The organism is Bradyrhizobium sp. CCBAU 51627 (assembly GCF_028128765.1).
Taxonomy (GTDB): Bacteria; Pseudomonadota; Alphaproteobacteria; order Rhizobiales; family Xanthobacteraceae; genus Bradyrhizobium.
Map to the genome: position 1 here is coordinate 130416 of NZ_LBJG01000092.1, position 22104 is coordinate 152519.

20 protein-coding genes are annotated in these 22104 nt (G+C 58.8%); 1 reads left to right on the forward strand and 19 read right to left on the reverse strand.

Going from position 1 to position 22104, the window contains the following annotated elements; genetic code table 11:
- Nucleotides 1–207 precede the first annotated feature (207 nt).
- From XH88_RS36960 to XH88_RS37050, 19 genes are all read right to left on the reverse strand, one after another.
- Complete coding sequence (locus tag XH88_RS36960; RefSeq protein ID WP_271673080.1) at nucleotides 208–423, reverse strand: hypothetical protein; 216 nt, start codon at nucleotides 421–423, stop codon at nucleotides 208–210.
- A 100-nt stretch (nucleotides 424–523) separates the two neighbouring features.
- A complete protein-coding gene (locus XH88_RS36965) occupies nucleotides 524–895 on the reverse strand; it encodes an AbiEi antitoxin N-terminal domain-containing protein (protein WP_333909291.1) in 372 nt (123 codons plus the stop codon).
- A gap of 211 nt (nucleotides 896–1106) precedes the next feature.
- Nucleotides 1107–1310, reverse strand: a complete 204-nt coding sequence (locus tag XH88_RS36970) for a 4Fe-4S binding protein (protein WP_271673082.1) — start codon at nucleotides 1308–1310, stop codon at nucleotides 1107–1109.
- 529 nt (nucleotides 1311–1839) lie between these two features.
- Nucleotides 1840–2952: an alanine dehydrogenase gene (gene ald / locus XH88_RS36975; protein ID WP_128947970.1), complete on the reverse strand. Its 1113-nt coding sequence runs from the start codon at nucleotides 2950–2952 to the stop codon at nucleotides 1840–1842.
- Between the two features lie 383 nt (nucleotides 2953–3335).
- A complete protein-coding gene (gene hypE / locus XH88_RS36980) occupies nucleotides 3336–4382 on the reverse strand; it encodes a hydrogenase expression/formation protein HypE (RefSeq protein ID WP_271673083.1) in 1047 nt (348 codons plus the stop codon).
- On the reverse strand, nucleotides 4379–5521 hold the full coding sequence (hypD, locus tag XH88_RS36985; protein ID WP_271673084.1) for a hydrogenase formation protein HypD: 1143 nt from the start codon (nucleotides 5519–5521) through the stop codon (nucleotides 4379–4381). Before hypD ends, hypE begins: the two co-directional genes overlap by 4 nt.
- Nucleotides 5518–5754, reverse strand: a complete 237-nt coding sequence (locus XH88_RS36990) for a HypC/HybG/HupF family hydrogenase formation chaperone (RefSeq protein ID WP_271673085.1) — start codon at nucleotides 5752–5754, stop codon at nucleotides 5518–5520. Before XH88_RS36990 ends, hypD begins: the two co-directional genes overlap by 4 nt.
- Nucleotide 5755: 1 nt before the next feature.
- Entirely contained in the window at nucleotides 5756–8011 is a 2256-nt protein-coding gene (hypF, locus tag XH88_RS36995; RefSeq protein WP_271673086.1) for a carbamoyltransferase HypF, read from the reverse strand.
- Nucleotides 8008–8949 carry a hydrogenase nickel incorporation protein HypB gene (hypB, locus tag XH88_RS37000; protein ID WP_271673087.1) on the reverse strand — a complete coding sequence of 314 codons (942 nt, stop codon included), beginning with the start codon at nucleotides 8947–8949 and terminating at the stop codon, nucleotides 8008–8010. Before hypB ends, hypF begins: the two co-directional genes overlap by 4 nt.
- On the reverse strand, nucleotides 8949–9290 hold the full coding sequence (hypA, locus tag XH88_RS37005; RefSeq protein ID WP_128947977.1) for a hydrogenase maturation nickel metallochaperone HypA: 342 nt from the start codon (nucleotides 9288–9290) through the stop codon (nucleotides 8949–8951). Before hypA ends, hypB begins: the two co-directional genes overlap by 1 nt.
- A complete protein-coding gene (locus tag XH88_RS37010; RefSeq protein WP_271673088.1) occupies nucleotides 9283–10377 on the reverse strand; it encodes a hypothetical protein in 1095 nt (364 codons plus the stop codon). The genes hypA and XH88_RS37010 overlap by 8 nt, the downstream gene beginning before the upstream one ends.
- Nucleotides 10378–10468: 91 nt before the next feature.
- Nucleotides 10469–11326 carry a hydrogenase expression/formation protein gene (locus tag XH88_RS37015; RefSeq protein ID WP_442868520.1) on the reverse strand — a complete coding sequence of 286 codons (858 nt, stop codon included), beginning with the start codon at nucleotides 11324–11326 and terminating at the stop codon, nucleotides 10469–10471.
- Between the two features lie 608 nt (nucleotides 11327–11934).
- Entirely contained in the window at nucleotides 11935–12225 is a 291-nt protein-coding gene (locus tag XH88_RS37020; protein WP_271673090.1) for a HypC/HybG/HupF family hydrogenase formation chaperone, read from the reverse strand.
- 2 nt (nucleotides 12226–12227) lie between these two features.
- Nucleotides 12228–12827 (reverse strand): HyaD/HybD family hydrogenase maturation endopeptidase, encoded by a 600-nt coding sequence (locus tag XH88_RS37025; protein WP_271673091.1) that lies wholly within the window; start codon nucleotides 12825–12827, stop codon nucleotides 12228–12230.
- A 34-nt stretch (nucleotides 12828–12861) separates the two neighbouring features.
- Nucleotides 12862–13554: a Ni/Fe-hydrogenase, b-type cytochrome subunit gene (cybH, locus tag XH88_RS37030; protein WP_271673092.1), complete on the reverse strand. Its 693-nt coding sequence runs from the start codon at nucleotides 13552–13554 to the stop codon at nucleotides 12862–12864.
- A 4-nt stretch (nucleotides 13555–13558) separates the two neighbouring features.
- The gene (locus tag XH88_RS37035; RefSeq protein WP_271673093.1) at nucleotides 13559–15349 is read right to left on the reverse strand and encodes a nickel-dependent hydrogenase large subunit; all 1791 of its coding nucleotides are present in this window, start codon (nucleotides 15347–15349) and stop codon (nucleotides 13559–13561) included.
- 13 nt (nucleotides 15350–15362) lie between these two features.
- Nucleotides 15363–16463, reverse strand: a complete 1101-nt coding sequence (locus tag XH88_RS37040; protein ID WP_271673094.1) for a hydrogenase small subunit — start codon at nucleotides 16461–16463, stop codon at nucleotides 15363–15365.
- 817 nt (nucleotides 16464–17280) lie between these two features.
- Complete coding sequence (locus tag XH88_RS37045; RefSeq protein WP_271673095.1) at nucleotides 17281–18543, reverse strand: serine hydrolase domain-containing protein; 1263 nt, start codon at nucleotides 18541–18543, stop codon at nucleotides 17281–17283.
- A 75-nt stretch (nucleotides 18544–18618) separates the two neighbouring features.
- Nucleotides 18619–19401: a molybdate ABC transporter permease subunit gene (locus XH88_RS37050; protein WP_442868517.1), complete on the reverse strand. Its 783-nt coding sequence runs from the start codon at nucleotides 19399–19401 to the stop codon at nucleotides 18619–18621.
- A gap of 1000 nt (nucleotides 19402–20401) precedes the next feature.
- Between XH88_RS37050 and dctA the strand changes: the two genes are divergently transcribed.
- Nucleotides 20402–21724: a C4-dicarboxylate transporter DctA gene (gene dctA / locus XH88_RS37055; protein WP_271673096.1), complete on the forward strand. Its 1323-nt coding sequence runs from the start codon at nucleotides 20402–20404 to the stop codon at nucleotides 21722–21724.
- Nucleotides 21725–22104 lie beyond the last annotated feature (380 nt).

Below are 22104 nucleotides of genomic sequence, written 5' to 3' on the forward strand. Positions count from 1 at the left end.
GGAAGGCGGGTGCAAGGCGGGCTGACCGACACAGGCTCGCGGCAACTGGGGCGTTCGATCCCCCGCGTCCTCCCGAGGCCGCTCTGGATCGAGAGCTAAAACCGGCGAGCTCGGCTGATTCACATTGCCCGATGCCGAATAGGGAGATGAAGTCAGCATTTCCATCAACTCGGCAGTGTCGAGGCTTTCAGCTGCCGACTGGAGTGCTCAATCCACCGCTTTCTCGCGAAGCTCCGTTGGATCGACAGCCAGAACTGGCGTGGTGAGCTGATTAACACTCCCCGGTGGCGAATAGGGCGACGAAATCAGCATCTCCATCAAGCCCGGGGTGTCGACGCTTTCAGTTGGCAATTGGCCGTTCGCTCCGCTTCCTCCCAAAGCTCCGCCAAGCGAAACTCGGCAGCAAGGGAGCGGGTTGATCATCCGCCGCTCGCCAAAGCTCCTCTGGGAACGCAGCCAAGACTGGCGACTGGGGCGCCAGGCCCTCACCCCGGTGAGAGCCGCCCGCCCCCGATGCGGCCTCTTAATCACGGATCATTCTCAATCCGCTGAAAAGGCTTCTGTCCCCTGGAACCCTCCTCTGAGCCTCAATCTGTGCTTCGCGATCTAGCTTTGCAATTGCCTGGCCGTCACCCTTGAGCTGTTCAGAAAACCGGCGAAGCTGCAACGAGATGACGACCTGCAGCCAACTGAGGGGGCTGCGAGAACGGGTATAAACCTGCCGCGCGGGCTGTTGTAGCCAGCCGCCTTCTACATAGCGACTCCGCAGAGCCGTCGAGTAGCCATGCTTAGTGAGCCAGCAAGCATCGACCAGCGTGGAAGAACTAATACGCCTAACAGACAAATATAACCTGACGACAGCGAGCCGAGCGCGGGTTCGCGGGGAGAACCTCAATAAGTTCGCGTTTGCCTTCTTTAAGGATGTGGCGGAAATCTACGATTGCTTCTCAATCCTCGAACCGACCGATCATCGAAGCGGCGGCAATCCGAGCGGATTGCGCAAGCCCGCAAACTCGGACCAGCGACTGAGTAAAACAGGAGATGGATCGAAAAGGCGGCGGCTGTCGAGTATCTCCATAAATTCGTGCGGGAGCTCCTCTCATCGGCTACCCCACCTTTGCCGGCACGCATGTATCCGGCACCGGGCAAACGACGGCGCATTGCGGCGCGTCAAAATGGCCCTCACATTGGGTGCACTGGGACGCATTGATAACATATATGTCGTTCTTCAGGCTGATCGCGGCATTGGGACACTCGAACTCACACGCACCGCAGACGGTGCATTGGGATGCGATTATCTTGTAGGCCATCACTGCGATTCCATGAGCAAAAGTGCGGGACAGTTTCTTGCTATCAAGTCTTGTGCCAGACAGTTTGAGCTTGGTTCGTCTGCAGTATTTTCCATAACGCAAATCGCCGCCTCGACACGATGTCGCAAATCCTACGAGGGGCCTGACAGCAGCTTGATCTCGATGCTGTGGCGTGCGCATAGCGGAGTCACCGCCGGTCCGCGCCTCACGGCCAGTCGGAAAGCTCGCGGCGATCGCTCCAGATGAAGTCGCTCCGGAAATGCGCGTCCTCCTGGGATCCGCGGGACGCATTCTCAATTGCCTTGGATTATCCAGCAACACCGGCATTCATAGGCGCTGTATGGGTGAAAGTACATTGTCTTCCCATCGTGTGGACGACTGAAGCCAGGCGTTCGTCTGGTGATCCTCCGCTTCGCCCTGAGCGAGAAATAGATGCCGGCGGCGCTCAGCAGATCGATGGAGCCGAAAAAAAAGCCACCCCGAAGGGTGGCCTAAGTCAGGGAGGAAACGCCCATGAGGGCCTCTGGGATCAGGCCGCAGCCTGTTCGATCGGTGAGAAGGGCAGCCCGAGGCTCTCGGCCACCGCTTTGTAGGTTAGCCGGCCCCGATGGACGTTGAGGCCTGCGCGCAGATGTGGATTTTCGAGTACGGCGGAAAAACCGTTGTTGGCCAGAGCCAAACCAAACGGCAGGGTCGCGTTATTCAGTGCCTGGCTCGAGGTCAGCGGTACGGCACCGGGCATATTGGCTACGCAATAATGAATGACTCCATCCACTTCGTAAGTTGGATCAGCGTGAGTGGTTGGGTGCGATGTCTCAAAGCACCCGCCCTGATCGATAGCGACGTCCACGAGTACCGCCCTCTTGCGCATCGAGCTCAGCATGCTCCGGCGGACCAACTTCGGGGCGCTCGCACCTGGGACGAGCACCGCACCGATCACCACGTCCGCCGCAAATACCTCTTCCTCCACCGACTCGATGGTCGAAAACCTGGTGCGAACGCGTCCTTCGAATAGCTCGTCCAGCTCACGCAGCCGGATTATCGAACGATCGATGATGGTCACTTCTGCGCCCAGACCGACCGCCATGCGCGCCGCGTGCGTACCGACGACGCCACCTCCAATCACGACGATTCGGGCAGGCTGAACCCCGGGCACCCCACCGATCAGCAGCCCTCGCCCGCCTGTACTCCGCTTTAGGGCGCTACCCGCCGCTTCGATCGCAAGCCGACCCGCGACCTCGCTCATCGGCGCCAGCAGTGGAAGACCACCATGCGCATCAGTTACGGTCTCATAGGCGATCGCGGTGCATCCAGATTTCAAGAGGCCGGTAGCCTGATCCGGGTCCGGGGCCAGATGCAAATAGGTGAATAGGATGTGATCCTCGCGCAGCTGGGACCATTCGGCCGGCTGAGGCTCCTTAACCTTTACGATCATCTCGCTCGATGCGAATACCTCAGCCGCCGAAGTTAGAATCGTTGCGCCAGCATTGCGATAATCGTCATCGGTTGCACCAATGCCAGCGCCGGCATCAGTCTCGATCATCACGCGGTGGCCCGCTGCCACGTATTCTCGGGCAGCTCCAGGGGTAAGGCCGACGCGATATTCGTGCGCCTTGATTTCCTTCGGTACTCCGACCTTCATTTGAAACTCCCAGCCTGATCCGCCCTTCTTATCGGAAGCGTGCAGCGATATCGCGACGCAGCCGACAAAATGGCGCAGGAATTCAGCGATATTTTGCAGGCTTCGCAGGATTTCAAACCCACGGGGTGCCGGGCAGATCGTGCGATCCTATTCGTTGAGCCTAACCGCCGAAAACTGCGCGATAGCGATGAATCGTTCCGAATTGCGGTCTCGCCCCGCAGAAAAGCTAACAACCGACTCCAGCCTCGCCGAACTTCTCAAGCAGCAAAGATGGCAAGTTGCCAACTAGGCAGGATTGCCTACCAAGTGATGCGCTTGTGGAGCCGATGGCTAATCACCATTGATAGTAAATGGCCGCCAAAAAAGGACGTTGCGCAGCCTGTTCAACAGATCCGAGGCAATTGTTCGCCCCACAGCCAGTCAACGATTCGTCGGCCGCCGAAATCGGTCGTCATCTGAACAAATTTGTGATCGTCAGCCACCGCCTCACCAATATCAGCCGCATTGGACCCGAGCGGGTGCGCCTTCATGGCTGCAAGAACGGCATCGGCCGAATCAGGCGCCACGATCGCAACGAGCTTGCCTTCGTTGGCGACATGGATCGGATCGAGTCCAAAGAGTTCGCAGCTAGCCGCAACGGCGGGCTTCACCGGAATGGTTGATTCCTGCAGATGAAACCCGAGGTCGGATTGATGCGCAATCTCGTTGAGAGCAGCAGCGAGCCCACCGCGCGTGGGGTCGCGCATCACCCGGATGCCTCCCCCACCTGCGGCAAGCATGGACGCTACGAGATTATGCAACGCTGCTGAGTCCGAGACGATTTCGGTTTGAAAAGCGACGTTCTGACGTTTTGACATGATCGCCACCCCATGATCGCCGAGGCTACCTGACAGCAGCACACGATCCCCGACCCTTGCCTTGTCAGCGGAGAGATCGAGCCCCCCGGCCACAAGCCCGATCCCGGCCGTAGAGATGAACAGACCATCCGCCTTGCCCCGCTCTACGACCTTGGTGTCCCCGGCAATGATGTAAACGCCGGCCCCTCGCGCCGCCGCGCCCATTGAATCCGCAATTGCCTTGAGATCGGAAAACCGGAAGCCCTCCTCGATGATGAAGCTGGCTGACAAATAGAGTGGACGCGCACCGGACATCGCGACATCATTGATCGTGCCGTGCACAGCCAAGGACCCGATATTGCCGCCGGGAAAGAACAGTGGCGAAACCACATAGCCGTCAGTCGTCATCACCATCCTGCCTGCCGAAACATCAAACGCCGACTGATCATTGCACCGGGCGAGCCATTCATTACCGAAGGCCTGGTGAAAAAGGCCGGAGATCAGCTGTGCCATGGCACGGCCTCCAGATCCGTGGGAAAGTTCAACGCGTCCGTTCTCCAGGTCGAGGTTGCGTTGATCGGCTTTCACGCTCATGACGTCTGCCTCATCTGCTCATCGCGAACTCGGCCATAGGTCCAATACGCCGCACAAGCGCCTTCTGATGACACCATGCAGGCCCCTATGGGCGTTTCCGGCGTGCACACATTTCCAAACAACTTGCAATCGACCGGCCGTTTGGCGCCACGCAGGATCGCGCAGCACTCACAGGCCGGATTGTCTGCGACACGCATGTCGTGGATCGCAAAACGCGTCTCGGCGTCGAACTTTGAGTAAGACCGCTTAAGCTTCAGTCCGCTGTTGGGTACGAGTCCAAGCCCACGCCATTCAAACTGCTCACGCAGTTCGAATACCTGCGACACCTCCTCCTTGGCGCGCCGATTGCCATCGCGTGTCACTGCACGGCTGTATTGGTTTTCTACCTCGTAGCGGTCTTGGTTCACCTGCCGCACCAGCATCAGGATAGCCTGCAGCACGTCGAGTGGTTCAAATCCGGCGACCACGATCGGCTTCTCGAACTGTTCCGCCAGGGGCTCGTAAGGCTGCGTACCGATAATGGTGCTGACATGTGCAGGCCCGATGAAGCCGTCAATGGGGACCCCACCTGTGTTGCGGATCTTCGGGTTCTCGAGAATGCTGTGCATCGCGGAGGGTGTAAGCACGTGATTGCAGAACACGCTAAGGCCCTCCAACCGTTTGTTCTCGGCAATGCGAATCATGACCGCCGACGGGGGCGTCGTGGTCTCAAATCCGATGGCAAAGAAAACCACTTCACGGCCCGGCGTCTGTTCGGCCAGCCGGATAGCGTCGAGGGTCGAGTAGACCATCCGAATGTCGGCCCCGAGCGCTTTAGCTCGCAACAGGGACTGTCCTTGCGACCCGGGCGCGCGCATCAGGTCGCCGTAGACGCACAGAGTGACCTCTGGTCGCTCGGCGAGCCGGATCGCCATGTCGATACGGCTCGCCGGCAGAACGCAGACGGGACAACCGGGCCCGTGAATCATCCGGACGTTCGCGGGCAGCAGATCCTCCAGACCGTAGCGGGAGATGGCATGAGTGTGTCCACCGCAAAATTCCATGAACCGGTAGGCTTTTTGTGAACTGACCTCAGCGGCAATCGCACGCGCAAGTCCCTGCGCGATGGTCTTGTCGCGAAATTCGTCAGAATATTTCACGATCGGCATTCCTGCGCAGCGCTGCCTAGCTCCTGCAGGAGCTCTAACGTGCGCTTGGCTTCTATCGGATCGATCTTAGCGAGCGCATAGCCGACATGGACCAGGACGCAATCGCCGACGTCAAGCTCGTCGATGAGGGCAATCGATATCTCCAGGCTGATGCCATCGATGGACACGAGGGCCATTTCGTTAGGAAGAATTTTGGCGATCTTTGCCGGAACCGAAAGACACATATCAGGCAGTTCCTCCCCTGGCGGGCGACTGTTGAGCGATCTGTAGAGCGGCAATCCAGGCCTGGCCAAGGCTCAAACCGCCATCATTGGGCGGCAGCCGCTGCGGCACCAGCGGGGTAAGACCGGCATCGCTGCAACCGCGCGGGATTTTGTCCGCCAGCACTGCGTTCAGGAAGCAGCCACCGCTCAGAACCACGGTATTAACGCCGGTTGTCCGCGCAGAGCGCGTGACCCAGTCAACGCAGGCGGCGGCGAAAGTGCCATGAAACAGCCCGGCTCCGCCGGCCACGTCAATGTCATCAGCAATCAACCGCGAGAATAGCGGACTAAGCGACAGCACGCCGCCATCAATGGTCCAGCCGGCTTCCAGAATCGCAGTCTGCCGCACCAGCGCTTCGAGCTTCATCGCTGCTTCGCCGTCATAGCTCTGCAAATTCGCAATCCCCAGCAGCGCCGCTGCCGCATCGAACAACCGTCCCGCACTGGTCGTGGTGGTCCCGCCCGGCTGGTCGAGCAAGTCCGACAGCCCCCCGGCTTGGCGCTGCGCCGCAAAGCGCTGCCCGATTTCGTTACCCCGGCCGAGCCCGTGTAATACTGCGCTCGCCATGCGCCACGGCTCGCGGGCTGCACGATCTCCACCAGGCATCTGCAGGGGCGCTAAGTGCCCGATGCGTCGGGACCACGTCCCTTCGCACAACAATAGTTCGCCACCCCAGTTACCGCCCTCGGAGCCAAAGCCATGTCCATCGAGCACCAGGGCAAGCGCAGGTCCCGCATGGCCGTGCTCGGCGATCACTGCGGCAGCGTGTGCATGGTGATGCTGAACCGCGACCAGCGCGCGGGCATTTGCCTCCGCAAACCGGGTAGAAGCCATATCGGGATGCAAATCATGGGCGACGGCGACGGGCTCCACGTCGAGGCTCGATGTGAGGTGTCGGATCGTCTTCTCAAACGCACGAATGCCTTCGACCGTATTTAGATCCCCAATATGCTGAGAGACGAACGCTTGGTCGTCCCGCGTGATGGTGACGGTCGATTTCAGTGCCCCGCCGACGGCGAGCACGGGCGGGACGGACCTTGCAAGCCGTATCGGTTCGGGAACATAACCGCGAGCGCGGCGAATGAATTGGGCCCGGCCGGCCACCACTGAAACCACGGAATCATCAGCACGCGTCAAGATATCGCGATCATGGGTCACGACAAGGTCGGCGACCCCCTTGAGTCGCCGCAGCGCCTGCGCGTTATCGATCAGGAGCGGTTCGCCGCAGAGATTTGCACTGGTGACGACGATGACCGGGCCAGACCCCGCACGCGCCTGCGGCGAGCGAAACGCATGGAAGATGAGGTGATGCAGCGGCGCTACGGGCAGCATGACACCCACTCGTGATAAACCAGGAGCTATGGCGGGCGCCAGATTGTTGCGCGTTGGCAGGAGGACGATAGGACGTGCGATGGATTCGAGCAGCGTAAGCTCGGCCGCGTTCGCCTCCGCGATTTCGCCAATGCCCTCTATGGAATCGACCATAACTGCGAGTGGCTTCTGAAGGCGGAGCTTTCTCCTGCGCAAACGCTGCACGGCCTCTTGATTACGCGCATCGCAAAGAAGCTGATATCCGCCCAGCCCCTTTATCGCCACGATCTGTCCCCCCGCGATTGCCGCGACAATGACGCTGATCCCATGGCTGAGCCGAGGACCGCATGCCGGACACGCGATCGCCTCTGCGTGAAACCTGCGGCTCGCTGGATCGGCATAGTCGGCCGCGCAGGCGGCGCACAAGCTAAAAGCGCTCATCACGGTGTTACGGCGATCGTACGGAAGCCGTTCGGCGATGGTGTAGCGTGGGCCGCAATGGCAGCAACTGATAAACGGGTAAAGGTAATGCCGATTTTCTGGATCGAATAGCTCGCTGAGGCATTGCGGGCAGACCGCGGCGTCGGCAACGATCTGCGTTGACAATTTGCCGACTTCGCTCGTGCCGATGGAAAAGTCCTTCGCCGCGAGCGCCACAGTCTCCCGAACGCAGATGTGGTCGATGCGTGCCAATGGAGGCGCCTCGAGCGGTAACGTGGCAACAAACTCCGACGCACGGTGGCCCTCGACCTCGATGATGACGCCCTCGGGGCAATTGATGACAAACCCGGCCAATCCGTACCGCATGGCGAGTCCATAAACGTAAGGACGAAAGCCGACCCCCTGCACTGCCCCGCTCACTCGCACGCGCAGCCGTGTTCGGTCGCAGGTGGCTGCGGCGCTCATAGCCTTGTGTCCTCTACGATGCGCCTCTGATCGCCCGCCTGCTTATCGATCCAGGCGTAGAGCGCGCCAAAGCCCTCTCCAGTACGAGCCGAAACGACAAGCACGTCGATCTTTGGATTGACACGTCTGGCGTATTCGATGGTCTTTCCCAAATCGAAATCAAGCAGCGACGCCAGATCAATCTTGTTAATCAGCATGAGCGACGAAGCGGCAAACATATCAGGATATTTGAGCGGCTTGTCTTCACCTTCCGTAATCGAAAAAACTACGATCTTGCGGGCCTCGCCAAGATCGAAGGCAGCGGGACAGATCAGATTACCGACATTCTCGATGAAGACAATACCGCCTGTGAGCGGCGGCAAGTGGCGATAAGCCTCGCCAATCATTGCAGCATCGAGATGGCAGTTCTTGCCGGTATTGACTTGAACGGCTGGCACGCCGGCCGCCCGAATACGTTCGGCATCGTTCGAGGTCTGCTGGTCGCCTTCAATAACCCCAACCGGCCGCCTACGTTTCAGCTCGGACACGGCGCGGACCAGCAGTGTCGTTTTGCCTGCTCCGGGACTGGACAAAAGATTGAAGACAAGCAGGTCATCGGCAACGAAGAGTGCGCGGTTGACGGCGGCAATCCCATTATTCTTGCCCAGAATATCGCGCTCGATCTCAATGATCTTCTTTCTGCTCATGCCCCCGACCCTTAAACCAGCCGAGCCGGCGCCACCGCTCGGAAGGGCCTGATGATGGGCCGACCGACGACAGTTATAACTATCGCCACCGTGGTTTGAGAGCGGGGGACTTTGGTCGGGCGGCGGAAGGACAGAATGGCCATCGCAATCGTCCTGTACATGGTCGGCGTATCGCTCATGACTCTCCGCATCATTCGCCTCCAAGTGTTTAGTCGACGGCGTCCCTTCCGTGCAGCCGCAAACGGTACACATCAATCGATCTCCAGCTCTTTTACTCGCATCTGTTCGCCGGCAATTACCTGCAATCGATAGCTGCCGCAGCAAGGACAGCACTCACCGCGTCGTGAAATTTCGACACTTTTCGAACAGCTCATGCACCAGGCAACGCCTGGTAGTTCGACGATATTAAGAGCGGCGCCCTCGGCAACGGTTCGCGTTGCAGCGACAGCAAAGCAGAACCTGATCGCTTCCGGCGCGGCATGACTCAGCGCTCCCATTTCTAAACAGACGCTCCGCACCCGGGAAGAGGATCGCTCCCGTACCTTCTCCTCGACGATCTGAATGATCCCAAGACAAATCGCCATTTCATGCATCGCGAACTTCGCGAAAATTGAGGGTGAACCCGACGCATGGATCGAGCGATGCAATCAATGCGCGCACTTCATCACAGCGTCGTCGAGCCGTCAGCACCGCCCCCTGCAGGTTCCGTACAAGCGGTCCGCGCCGGTGGAAATTCCACTCCGTCGGCGCAAGGAATTCGAAGCGGGATATCCGACCCTGAGCATCAAGCTCAACCGCGTGGTAGAGACGGCCCCTGGCGCATTCGACTGCGGCCGCTGCACGGCCGGGCCCTAGCTTATATCTTTCGATAATCCCATGCTCCGCGGCGTCAATCTGAGCGCCGGCCTCAAGCCAGGCACATAGCCGGACGATTTCAACAATTCTGGCCGTCAGCCGCTCGGCTGCACCGAACGGTCTCAGCAACAGCCGATCCCGGGTCATTTGGCGCGCCCATGGACCCGTCTCGGGCACATGTCCTTCGAGATCGGGGCAACAGCAAAACGTCGAGTCATCCCCGAGCAACCGGTTCGTGATATTGAGGTCGTCAGCAGCGGACAGAAACGAGTGTCCCGTCGGAGCAGACTTCAGGCCGACCTCACTGAGCGCCGCAACCCGACGCGCCAGTGGGCTACCGGACCTGAGCGCGCTCCCGTCGTTCGGTACGCCCAGCGCGCCCATCGCAGCGACAATCCGTGCTGTTGCTTCCCGTTGAGGGGGGCCCCAGGCTGGCTGTTCGGAGCGGACAAGCGCTGACAGTTCCGATATCGCGGAGCCGATTGCCGCCACACTGGCGACGTCTGGTGTAAGATGTCCGACAAACAGCCCCCGTACCAAATCCACGATGCGCTCAGTAACGATAAGCGCAATACGATGCTGTTTTGTTGCGAGGGTGATCACTTCGTCGCGCGCGGTTTCGATCGCGGACAACAGTGCGGTTTGCTGCGCAGCGGCACATAACGCGAAGAGCCGGGGCACGACATTGAGCAGTGACGAGGCCGGTTTTCCGGTGAATATCCGCGCCAGCGGCGGCCGGACTCGCGGCAGGATTTCGACCGAGGCGACTACGTCGGCAGCCAGCAATACGCGGACATGGATTCTGTTGCTGGCAGCGACGATCATGCGCAACGCTGCCCCATGATCGCGCGCAAGCTATGGCCCATGCGCACGCGCTGTCTGCGGACTCCTACCTGACACCAAATGCACGAGCGCTTCATGCGAAGTACGCCTTAATGATTTCCTGCAAGCGTTCGGCAGAGTCCTGGAGATCCTCGTCGGCAGCCAACGCAACAATCGGCACGCCCCCAATCTCCAGCGTATCAAGGATGATGTTGTCCGTGGAATTGAAGAACTGCACGGACCAAACATTCCTAGTCCCGGTCGCCTGCACTCGGCAGGCGCCGTAGCCCCGCAACATGAGTTGGACCGGTCCGGTGCCCAAGCTTTGCTGTAGGAATGTCAGGTCGATAATGCTCATTGGTAGCAACGTGAGATTGATGATATGCGCATCCATGCCACATCGCCAGACTCGCGCCCGCTCGCGTATCTCGGCCAGCACCGGTTGAACGTTCATCGCGCCATGCGGCGGCGTGCCAATCACAAGATCGGCGGACGTCAGGTCAGTTGCGGCACGCCGGACAATCTGCGGAATCCCTCCGACCTCAACATATTCGTTTGCCGGTTGGGTCCCGATGCGGACGCGCCAGATGCCCGCAAGCACGGACTCCCGGATTTGCGCCAAACAGCCATCCGGCAGCGCAACCACGCCGGTCACCTCCCCTTCTCTGAGCAATTCGTCGATCAGCTTGCGCTCGGCCTCGCTGAGATATGCGAGATCGTACAATTGTGTCGGAGCACCGCTTCTCTGCCCCCCAACGGCAGCAGCGGCAGTTGACAACAGCAAGGTGGCGTTCGGATACTTCCTTGCACGTTCGTCGCAATCGCGCCAGGCGTGCTTGAAGAGCGCACTCGTCGCGTGGCGATAGAATACATCGAGACATCCAGATCTAGTGGTAAAGTCGCTCGCCGCCCGGTCGGCGGCGCCGGATACAACGGGGATCGCTGTTTTCACGATGCGATGTTCCATTGCCTGTATCCACGGGCATTGCACTTGCCGACGCCGATGCCGCCGGCGTGTGCCCGAATAATCGGTCCGGAGATGCGGTCGATCGTGAGCAAACGGGCCCGTATCTTGCCGATTAGGCGGAGTATATCGTGCCTTTGGCATAGGCTCGGCGTCGACGGTCTACGCCGGCCGACTGGTGTGCCACTAGCCCCGCGCGAGTGTACTGCACCTTGCATGCTTGGCCGAATAACTTCAGAAAGGAAGAATGCGAGCTGGATGATCCGAAGCCTATGTAGGGGATCGGCCGCCGACAGCGGCATCACGGTCACCTTCCCGGGAGCGTGCACGGCCAGGCGCGCATCCGCGCTGACGCCCTCCACGTCCGACTGAGTGGGTCGTCTCAGACCACGCTGCGCCGGCTGCAACTTCATCGCACTTCTTTCTAATAATGTTCGGTTCTGCTAGCAGGCGGTTAGCAAGGCGCATGCCAATCACCTTCAGCCGCGGCTCGCATTCGAACCAACGGCATAGCGCCTGACATTATCCAGGCCGATGTTCCTGCGACTGGAATTCGGTCTGTGAAGAACCCCAGTCCGCGCAAGGGAGCGGAACCGTTAGCGTAGGTGCTCCGGCAATTGCGGCTCGTGACCGATCAAGTCCGCAAAGAAGCGATCGTAGTTCTGACCGTTGAGGCTGGCCTCAAGCCCGTCAAGTGCTTCGGAGATCAGCCTTGCTTCATTTTCGTCTAAGAGCCGCACTGCGCTGTCGATATGAACGAGCACCTTGGCGCCGACCGATACATCAGCGAGCAGCATGACGGAGATGCGCCGCTGTTCACTGCCATATTCGCACAGCGCGGTAATACCGTCAGTCTCGACAATCGTCATTGGCAAGCCAAGGCACATGGTCAGTCGCAGGCTTCTAGATCGGCTGCGCCCTCATTTTCATAATTCGCATGGTCAATATTGTTCGCCAAGAGCCGTTCAGATGCAGCCAGCGGCGCGCTCCGCGGTTTTGCCGGCGAGTCCCACTGCTCTAGGAGTCTACAAGCGAGTTTAATTGCAGGGGCAATCTGAAAGCGCACCGGTGCGGTCAGCGGACCGCCCCAATTCTCCAGATCCAAGGGCTGACAGCCGATAAGAGCGAGCTCTCGCGGCCGTCGGCCAAGCAAATCGGCCGCGCTCAAGACCTCCTGGAAGCCGGTCTGATGCAGGCTCACTTTCTTGGCGCCCGTGAATTTTGGCACTTCGTCATCTCGTACAAGCTTCAACTGCCCGGGCAGCAATCCATAGTCGATAGCATCGAACACGATCAGGCAATCGGCCCCTTCAAGAAAACTGACGAGGTGGAGCCCCTGGGTGCCGCCGTCGAGAACGGTGACGTTATCAGCGACGGCGTAGCGGCGATGAAACTCCTCGACCGCACGCACACCGAATCCCTCATCGGCCCACAGGATGTTGCCAATGCCGAGCACCAGAATCCGCCTTTTGTCTTTCGGATTGAGCATCCGCTTCCCAGTCAATCGTCGAACCCGCGCTCACCTACTTCATAGAAGGGAAGCTGCGGCGCGACATGATGTCGTCCCGGAGCACCGCGTAGATGTGGACCAGCGCGAACATCACGATCACCCATAGGCTGAGATGATGCCAGGTGTGGACGTCCTGACTGTTCGGCCAGAGTGAAAACACCCAGCCGAACACCTTGTACTGCCAGCTGTCAGTACCAGCACCTTGCCCATAAAGTGCAAAGCCTGTGACGACCATGAATGTGATCGTCTGCGTAAACATGAAGAACATTGCGAGCTGGGCAAGGCGGTTGTGCCCGAGGCCCCTCTCAGGCTCAACCGTAAGGAAGGCATACCTGCGAATCTCGTGGTACAATTCCCACCAAAAGCAGCCGCGCCAGAGCGGCACGCAAAAGATTTGTATGGCATTCGCGTTTCCCATCAAAGCCCAGTAGATGCGTAGAAGAAAGCCGACGCTGAGCACATATCCCGCCGAGAAATGAGCAAAGCGGATATAGCCGAACAGGAAACTGCCGCTTGCCTTTCCCCACGTCGCTGGTGTCCCGGTTCCAATAAAATAGCCGGTTAAACTCAGCACCAGAATCGCAGCGGCATTAACCCAATGCCAGAGTCGCACCGGCGCATAAATGTAGGCGACGCCGCCGCCCCTCCTGCGAGCAGTCGGTGCCGCATCGACGGCGGCAAGAAGCTTCTGAGCCCTGTCCTGCATGAACCTAACGAACTTTAACTGAAGCCATTTCTTGGCCCTCAGCACTCATCACGTGCGTCGAGCAAGCCAAGCACGGATCAAAGGAATGGATGGTGCGCAAGATCTCCAGAGGCCGCTGCGGATCGGCCATCGGGGTACCGATCAGGGAAGCTTCAAAAGCGCCAATATTGCCCTTCGAATCGCGAGGAGATGCGTTCCACGTCGTCGGCACGACACATTGATAATTGTCGATCTTACCGTCCTTGATCTTAACCCAGTGCCCGAGCGCACCGCGAGGCGCTTCAGTGAACCCGTAGCCTTTGGCTTCCTTGCGCCAGCTTTCCGGGCTCCACCTGCTGATATTGGCAGTTGCCGTATTGCCCGCCTTGATGTGGATTACGAGCTTATCCTGGAAATAACGCATCTGATGGGCCGCCCACTGGCATTCGAGCGCCCGCGCCGCAGTCCGGCCAAGCGTCGAGAACAGCGCAGTCACAGGAAGATTGAGCTCCTTGAGCAGTCTCTCGGCTGGCTCCTTGAACTCGGCTTTGCCTTGCGCATAGCCGAGGATGTATCGGGCCAACGGCCCGACCTCCACGGCACGGCCGCGCCAGCGCGGCGCTTTGATCCAGGAATATTTGCCGCCCTCGTCGAGTTCCTTAATATCTGTCTTGCTGCCTTTGAGTTTTGGCCCAAGTTCAAAACTCGGCTCGGTAATACCATCCCAGGGATGCAGTCCGCAGCAATCGCTGGGGTATTTATACCATGAATGCGCGACGAACTCCTGGATCTGTTCGGGGTCACCATGGTCGATCGGCAGTATCTCCTTGAGATTGCCATCAAGAATGACCCCGCGCGGCAGCTTAAGACTCTCGGCGGAACAGTCATTGGCCTTTTCGGGGATGTCGCCATAGGACATCACGCTTTTGCTCGAAAGACCACCGCCGTGGAGCCAATCCCTATAGAACGAGCAGATCGCGGTAACGTCGGGCAGATAGACCTGCTCGACAAACTCGATCGAGCGGTCGATGATCGAGGACACAATGCTCAGTCGCTCCATGTTGATCGCGCCCACCGCACCGATTCCCTCGATGTTGATCGCGCACGGCACGCCGCCCACGAGCCAGTTTGGATGCGGGTTCTTGCCACCATAAATAGCTTGGATCTTGACGATCTCCTTCTGAAAGTCGAGCGCTTCCAGATAATGAGCGACCGCCATCAGGTTCGCTTCCGGTGGCAGTTTGTAGGCCGGATGCCCCCAATAGCCATTCTTGAACGGACCGAGCTGCCCTGATCCGAAGAATTTGGTCAGCCGGATCTGCAAATCCTTAAAATAGCCAGGGGATGACAGTGGCCAGGGCGAGATAGACTGCGCCAGTGTAGAGGTCGAGTTGGGATCGGCCTTGAGCGCGGAGACCACGTCGACCCAATCCAACGCATGGAGGTGATAGAAATGTACGAGGTGATCATGCACGAGCAGGCACAGCTGCATGATGTTGCGGATCGAATTGGCATTCTCCGGAATCGTAATACCTAGTGCATTTTCAACTGCGCGCACGGAGGTGAGCGCATGGGTGCCGGTGCAGACCCCGCAAATCCGCTCGGTGAACGCCCAGGCGTCGCGCGGATCGCGCCCGCGCAGGATGACTTCGATGCCACGCCACATCGTCCCGCTTGAGACCGCATTGCGGATCACATTCTCGGAATCGAGATTGGCTTCGATGCGGAGGTGACCTTCGATGCGCGTCAGCGGATCGATAACGATTCGCCTGCCGGAACGATCGAGATTAAACCCATTCGGCGTCTGGACGGCCACTGTCGTCCCCTCCTCAACTCGGTTTGCCTTTGTCGGCTGAGCGATCCGGCCGGTGGGTCAACCGCTTCACGGCGGTGACCGCCGCGTGGGCAGCGACGGTTAGCCCCACCACGCCGGCAGCGGCCATGCCGATCTCGTCGGCGTTCTCCTCAATGCCGAACTGCTTGATGGTTGTGAGTCGGTCGTAAAATGGCCCTTTATCCCAGAAGCTGTCTTCGGAGCAGCCGAGGCAGCCGTGGCCGGATTGAATCGGAAATGAAACGCCGCCGTTCCATCGAAGTGCCGAACAGGCGTTGTAGGTGGTTGGCCCCTTGCAGCCCATCTTGTACAGGCAATAGCCCTTGCGTGCATTGGTGTCGTCCCACTCTTCGACGAATTGGCCTGCGTCGAAATGGGACCGCCGATAGCACTTATCGTGAATGCGCTCGGAATAAAACATAATTGGGCGCCCTTGGCGATCAAGCTCGGGAAGCTTTCCGAACGTGGTCATGAAAGTCACAAGGCCACTCATGACCTCCGCGACAGGAGGGCATCCAGGCACCTTGATGATCTGCCTATTGGTGACCACCTTATCGATCGGCACCGCGCCAGTCGGATTTGGCTTGGCCGCTTGCACGCATCCCCAGGATGCACACGTGCCCCAAGCGACGATGGCCATAGCCTCTTCCGCCATCGACCTGAGCTTTTCAACGAACGGCTTGCCGCCGTCGATGCAAAACATGCCACCTTCGTTCAACGGGGGATTGCCTTCAACGGCGAGCACATACCCGCCTTTGTACTTGGCACGGGTTTCCTCCAGGATGGCCTCAGCCTGGTGTCCTGCCGCCGCCATGATCATATGGTCATAGTCGAGCGAAATCATCGACAGCAGCGCGTCTTTGATCAAGGGATGGGCCGAGCGGATAAAGCTTTCCGAGCAACAGGTACACTCGAGCCCGTGCAGCCAGATGACGGGCACACGCGGTTTGGTTTCCAGGGCGTGCGCAATTTTGCTTGCGGTGAGCGGACCAAGTCCCAAGCTCGCGGCGGTCAAACTGCAGAATTTGTGGAAACTACGACGCGTGATACCCTGGCGTCTGATCACGCTGTAGAACGTTTCCCTTCCATCACCCATGAAACCGTCCTTGCGAATTGTCGCCAGCCATTACGAATTGGTGACGTTCAGCAAGAAACAGGCCAGCGAAGCGAAACACTTGAAAGATATCAAGGCGCCACTTCGAGGTCTGCGGATTGTCGGACCCGACCAGCGTGCCAGAAGCGGGAGCATTGATTTGTCACGCTCATGTTGTCCAGTGAGAGTCGATGTGAGCACTTCAACAAGTAAGCACTATGGTTCACCCATGCAGGGGACTACGCTCCTGCACAACCGCGACACTCGTCATGCCGATCGTTGAACAGAATTGGTTCAGTTGACGGGCATCGCACTGCCCCCGCCTCAATCAGACCTGCCGATTACTGACAAGGATGCGTTGAAGCGCTCATAGTCGCAACTATGCAGGCAGCCCGTACCAAAGCGGCTGTCGAGCGAGGAAGAGAACCCGCAATGGGCTGACCTGCGGTGCGCACGCTAACTCCCTTTTTAGGTCTGCTTCGATCCGATCCGCCCTTGGTTTCAAAGCGGCTCGTCGCGCGGCTTTCTACGGCGCCGTTGGCGGCGACAGACCGGACGTTTACGGCTATCACCTCGGAGCCTTCATCGCGCAAGCGAATCGTTAGCAAGGCGCGACGTCGTTGGCGCATCGCGACACCCACCTTGCTTGAAGGAGATTCTTCGCAATGGCGGAGGCGATTGCGTTTTTGAAGCATGCTGCGATTCGTCTGACGCCGATAGAAAACGGCGGCGCCTACTTTCAGTCGGCATCGATCCGTCCTAGCAATACTGTCCGCCTACTACACCAAGCGGCTCATCGCGCCTTTCGGCGGAAAGCGAATTATCGGATTATCGCAGCATAGACGATATACTGGACTTGTTCGCGGTAATACTTCCGGATTTCTCCGGGCGCCGCCGTCCCGACCACCGCGACCAGACGCTCTTTTGGGTCGCAGAAAAATTGTGTCCCGTAGGCGCCAGTCCATGTGAACTCACCTGGATTGCCCGGAACCGCCGAGAGCCCCTCGTTGATGCGTACAGCCACTCCAAGCCCAAAGCCGAAGCCGGCACGGTGCGCCTCCACATTGGCAACCTTATTCTTGATCCCTGGTCCGAGGTGATCGGAAATCATGTGACGCACCGTCCTTGGACCAAGAATGCGCTGGCCGTTGAGCTCCCCGCCGTTCAGGAGCATTTGTCCAAAGCGCACGTAGTCACCGACTGTCGCAAATGCGCAGGCTCCCCCGCAGTCAAAATTCGTCGGAGTTTCGAGGAGCTCGATCTCTTGTGGTTTTCCCGTCAGCGGGTCGTCTGGAAATGGATGCGCCAGGCGCTTGCGTTGCGATTCCGACAAATGGAAAGTGGCATCTTGCATTTCGATTGGCTTCCACAAGTTGCTGGCAAGATAGTCGCCCAATCGCTGTCCGCTGACTTGTTCCACGACAGCTCCCAGCACATCGGTCGAGAAGCCGTATTCGAATTCTGTCCCCGGTTGATGCGCTAGCGGCAGCTTGGTAATGGCTTCGATGAAAGCCTGCTTATCACCCCTTAGTGCCGGAGCAGCGAAATCGGGATAGAGACGCGCCACTTGGTCTGAGCTGTGGGCGGGCCCGCCATAGGTGAGCCCGGATGTGTGGCGGTAAAGATCGTGGATCAAGATCGGAGAATTCTGCGCTTGAAATTTCAGTGAACCGTCATGCTGTGGCACTCCCACCTTCATGCCTGCGAATTCCGGATAGTAATCCGTAAGTCTGGCCTGTAGAGGCAGGCGACCTTGTTCCATGAGGATAAGACCCGCAACGGCCACCATCGGCTTGGTCATAGAAGCAAGCGCGAATATCGCGTCGAGCCGCATCGACCTTCCTTTTGCCGGATCGAGTTGTCCGTACGCCTTGTAGTGAATCAGCTTGCCGTCTCTGGCGATTGCAACCACCGCGCCCGGCACGCGTTTACTCGCGATCTCCCGAGCGAAGAACTGGTCTAGCTTTGCAAGGCGCTGCTGAGAAACGCCGACGTCATCGGCCTTCGCTTCGGGCAGCGGCGCGGACTGCACTGAATTGAAGCCGATTGTAGCTGCCGCTGCGACCATAACAAGGTTTTTCATTGTAGCCTCGAAAGGACGGATGGATCCGGTTTGTACTGCGGCTCGGCCGCTGTCGGATATGTGTGGCTGGCAAGGCTAGGATGATTCGGTGCCTCGCCTAGCACAATGTCTGTCGATGATGGCTAAGGTGAAGATTGTCGCAAGGGCGACCATCACCATACCAGCGGCAACCACACTTGCCTCGTGCCAACGCGACGCTTGGACGTAGTCTACGACGTAGGCCGACAACACCTTGGTCCGTCCAGGAATATTGCCGCCGATCATCATCACGACGCCGAATGTGCCGATCGTATGAGAAAATCCGAGCAGGGCTGCTTTAACAAGCTCCAGTCGCGCCAGCGGCGCGCTGATGGCAATGAAGGCATACAATGGCGAAACACGCCCTGTCATTGCCAACGGGTGATCGCCAACCGCAACAAAGGCGTTACGTATAGGCTGCACGACCAATGGCAGGGCCGAGAGCACCGATCCGACCACGATACCCCCGAAGGTAAAAGCGAGCGTGCGCCCGCCCCAGAAAGAGGCGAGAACGCCACCCGGTCCGTCGGGGCCGAGCAAAACGAGTACGCAGAAGCCGAGAGCCGCTGGAGGTAGCACCAGTGGAAGTGCGATCATCGCGGCCACCGCCTCGCTCAAAAAAGTCTTTGAGCGGGCTAGCCACCAGGCGAGGGGCACACCAATCACGAGGAGGATCACGGTCGTCACGCTAGCGAGCTCGATCGTGAGCGCAACGGATTGCGAAATCTCTGACGAATCGACATTCACGTGCGTCAGCCCGCCAGTGAGCGCAGGTCGCCGTATCCTGACAGTGATCGCCTGCATGTCCGGGGCATCCAGCGATGCGGCGCGAATAGCCATTTGGTGGCGCGGCAGCTCGTTGCGGCCGCCGAATTCACGTGCGTCGCTTCTGCGAGCAATAGCAGCATCACAATCGACAACTCCTGTGACAAGTGCGCCTCGATCCGACCGACGGCGGCAGCTTCTCGTATGTCATCAGCAATTCCTGTGCCGCGTGCGAACTGTGGCGGCTCTATGCTCAATGTAAAAAAGTTGCGCAGGCGCCGACGTCACTGTGGAGTGAATCGAGCGCTCTGTCAGATTTCAGGCATCTTTGTTCCCGAGCAGACAGTGACAGCGCGCAACAAAAACGGCAGACTTCTACACCTCGGCATATGCCTGTTTTGGTTTGTAGGCGGCTCAAACGCCGCCCTCGCCGGGGCCGGCAGCTGAACGCTCGGCAGCAACGCGAAAGATCTAGCTAAGAACTCGTCGTACGCTGCTTCTGCGACGCGGCAAAGGCGCGAGGGGCCGCGAGCGAAGGGCCGCCTCTCGACCGTCCCAGCTAATGCGCAGGGTCAGCACAGGCGTGGAGACACACGCTCCGGCACTAACGAGCTTCGCCGCTAGCGGCAACGCAGTTCATCCATCAAAGATCTTGTCCGCGCAATGGAGTCGCAAGCCACGCTTCCATCCGGTAAATGCGTACGATCCAAAATATCAATTTTACCAATGCCACATACTGTTGCATCGATCTCAGCACTCCAGCCGAGACGTAACTGCGCTAATGCGCGTGACGGTTTTTGTTCGACCTTGCGCGAACGCGGTACGAGCACTCAAGCCGATGCGCCGAACACAGGCTAGTTGCTGCGACTTGTTAATCGGCCGCAGTTTGGGATCTGGTGCATATCTTGCTTAGGGAGAAAGGACAACGTAACTAAACGTCTGCCTTTGGAAGGACGCGCCGGCTCTCGGAACCGTCTTCAATCAGGGCAAGGCTAAAATGATTGGTCTCGCATGACGCTGTCGCCTCTCAACAAAGCGGCGGCTCACATTCGAGTATATTCGGGAAGGAAGCGTCATGACCACCATGGCAACTGCGTTGCCTGTACGCGCGTCGCAAGCTTGGTATAAGATACTCTACGTCCAGGTGCTAATCGCGATCTTAATTGGCGTCATGGTTGGCTGCCTATGGCCGTCTATCGCCACCAACGACTGGATCAAGGCGCTTGGTGACGGGTTCATCAAGCTCATCAAGATGGTGATCGCGCCGATTATTTTCTGCACTGTCACATCTGGTATTGCGCATATTCAGGATGCCAAGAAAGTCGGGTGCGTCGGCGTCAAGGCGCTGTTCTATTTCGAGATCGTCTCCAGCTTTGCCTTGCTGTTGGGCCTTGTTATGGGCAATCTGGTCCGAATCGGCCATGGCCTTGCGGTTAAGCCGGATGCTGCGGCGGTTGCCAATTACGTCAGGCAGGCGGAAGCCTCAAAAACTGTCGACTTTGTTCTCAACATCATTCCCGATAGCGTGATCGGCGCCTTCGCTCGCGGCGATGTTCTGCAGGTTCTCCTGTTCGCGATCCTTTTCGGCTTCTCCCTGATGGCGCTGGGAAAGCGTGGGGAACGTCTGCGCGGGATGATTGACGACGTCGCGCACGCGGTGTTCGGGGTAATCGCTATTGTAATGAAAGCGGCCCCGATCGGCGCCTTCGGCGCCATGGCTTTCACGGTCGGCAAGTTCGGGCCCGCAGCACTCGGCAATCTGATCGGTCTCATCGCTCTGTTCTACGTGACGGCTGCGCTATTTGTGGTGGTGGTGCTTGGTCTGATCGCCCGCCTCGTCGGCTTTTCAATCTTCAAGTTCCTTGTCTTTATCAAGGACGAGCTTCTGATCGTGCTCGGTACGTCGTCCTCCGAAAGCGCGCTGCCGCAATTGATGGAGAAGCTCGAGCGGCTGGGCTGCTCCAAGCCGGTAGTCGGGCTGGTGGTGCCAACTGGCTACTCCTTCAACCTTGACGGCACTAATATCTATATGACACTTGCAACATTGTTCATTGCCCAGGCACTCGGCGTCGATCTCACCTTTGGCCAGCAGCTCACGATCCTGCTCGTCGCAATGCTAACGTCGAAGGGAGCAAGCGGCGTCACCGGCGCGGGCTTCATCACGCTCGCTGCGACATTATCGGTGGTAAACCCAGCTCTGGTGCCGGGTATGGCAATCGTGTTTTCGATCGACAAGTTCATGAGCGAGGTGCGCGCCCTTACCAACATCATCGGCAATGGCATCGCGGCTGTGTTCGTATCCTGGTGGGAAGGCGAGCTCGATCACATGACCCTGCAGGCTCGGCTCAGCCAGCCCACCGTTTCCACCACTATCGACACTACAAGCACAATGAGGTAGGTCCGGGATCTTAGCCGCCGCCATTCGGGCACGAATAACTATCTCATGCGCTCTCCGGTGCGCAGCCCTTGCGCGGCGGCCAGACGGCTCTCCTGGGAGGCAGGCGTGCAAAGAAGTAGGCCTTTTTCAGGGCTTCTCTCTCTTCGCGGTCAGGGCTACCGGCCACCTGAGCGCTTGTGCAACATTTTTGCCAAGCCAGATAACAAGACTGCGACAGAACACGTCCGGCGTGACGGACTAGGTATTAGTCCGCATACGAATACTCATATGCACGTCGCTCCCCTTGCCTCACACGAGTAAGAGCGCCGGAGGGATCCTGCGGACGCAGCTCGTCATCCGTCGTTACTATGCGCGCTGCGTCATCAGATCATGGTGGGTGT

Bases quoted from the DNA above. Each gene is read 5' to 3' on its own strand.
- XH88_RS37025 (WP_271673091.1), bottom strand. From the start codon at position 12,827: ATGCTCAATCCGAAAGACAAAAGGCGGATTCTGGTGCTCGGCATTGGC.
- XH88_RS37045 (WP_271673095.1), bottom strand. From the start codon at position 18,543: ATGAAAAACCTTGTTATGGTCGCAGCGGCAGCTACAATCGGCTTCAAT.
- XH88_RS37020 (WP_271673090.1), bottom strand. From the start codon at position 12,225: ATGTGCCTTGGCTTGCCAATGACGATTGTCGAGACTGACGGTATTACC.
- hypE (WP_271673083.1), bottom strand. From the start codon at position 4,382: ATGAGCGTGAAAGCCGATCAACGCAACCTCGACCTGGAGAACGGACGC.
- XH88_RS37040 (WP_271673094.1), bottom strand. From the start codon at position 16,463: ATGGGTGATGGAAGGGAAACGTTCTACAGCGTGATCAGACGCCAGGGT.
- XH88_RS37050 (WP_442868517.1), bottom strand. From the start codon at position 19,401: ATGGCTATTCGCGCCGCATCGCTGGATGCCCCGGACATGCAGGCGATC.
- XH88_RS36970 (WP_271673082.1), bottom strand. From the start codon at position 1,310: ATGGCCTACAAGATAATCGCATCCCAATGCACCGTCTGCGGTGCGTGT.
- cybH (WP_271673092.1), bottom strand. From the start codon at position 13,554: ATGCAGGACAGGGCTCAGAAGCTTCTTGCCGCCGTCGATGCGGCACCG.
- hypA (WP_128947977.1), bottom strand. From the start codon at position 9,290: ATGCATGAAATGGCGATTTGTCTTGGGATCATTCAGATCGTCGAGGAG.
- XH88_RS37010 (WP_271673088.1), bottom strand. From the start codon at position 10,377: ATGATCGTCGCTGCCAGCAACAGAATCCATGTCCGCGTATTGCTGGCT.
- hypF (WP_271673086.1), bottom strand. From the start codon at position 8,011: ATGAGCGCCGCAGCCACCTGCGACCGAACACGGCTGCGCGTGCGAGTG.
- XH88_RS36960 (WP_271673080.1), bottom strand. From the start codon at position 423: ATGATCAACCCGCTCCCTTGCTGCCGAGTTTCGCTTGGCGGAGCTTTG.
- XH88_RS36990 (WP_271673085.1), bottom strand. From the start codon at position 5,754: ATGTGTCTTTCGGTTCCGGCAAAGATCGCCAAAATTCTTCCTAACGAA.
- hypB (WP_271673087.1), bottom strand. From the start codon at position 8,949: ATGTGTACCGTTTGCGGCTGCACGGAAGGGACGCCGTCGACTAAACAC.
- dctA (WP_271673096.1), top strand. From the start codon at position 20,402: ATGACCACCATGGCAACTGCGTTGCCTGTACGCGCGTCGCAAGCTTGG.
- ald (WP_128947970.1), bottom strand. From the start codon at position 2,952: ATGAAGGTCGGAGTACCGAAGGAAATCAAGGCGCACGAATATCGCGTC.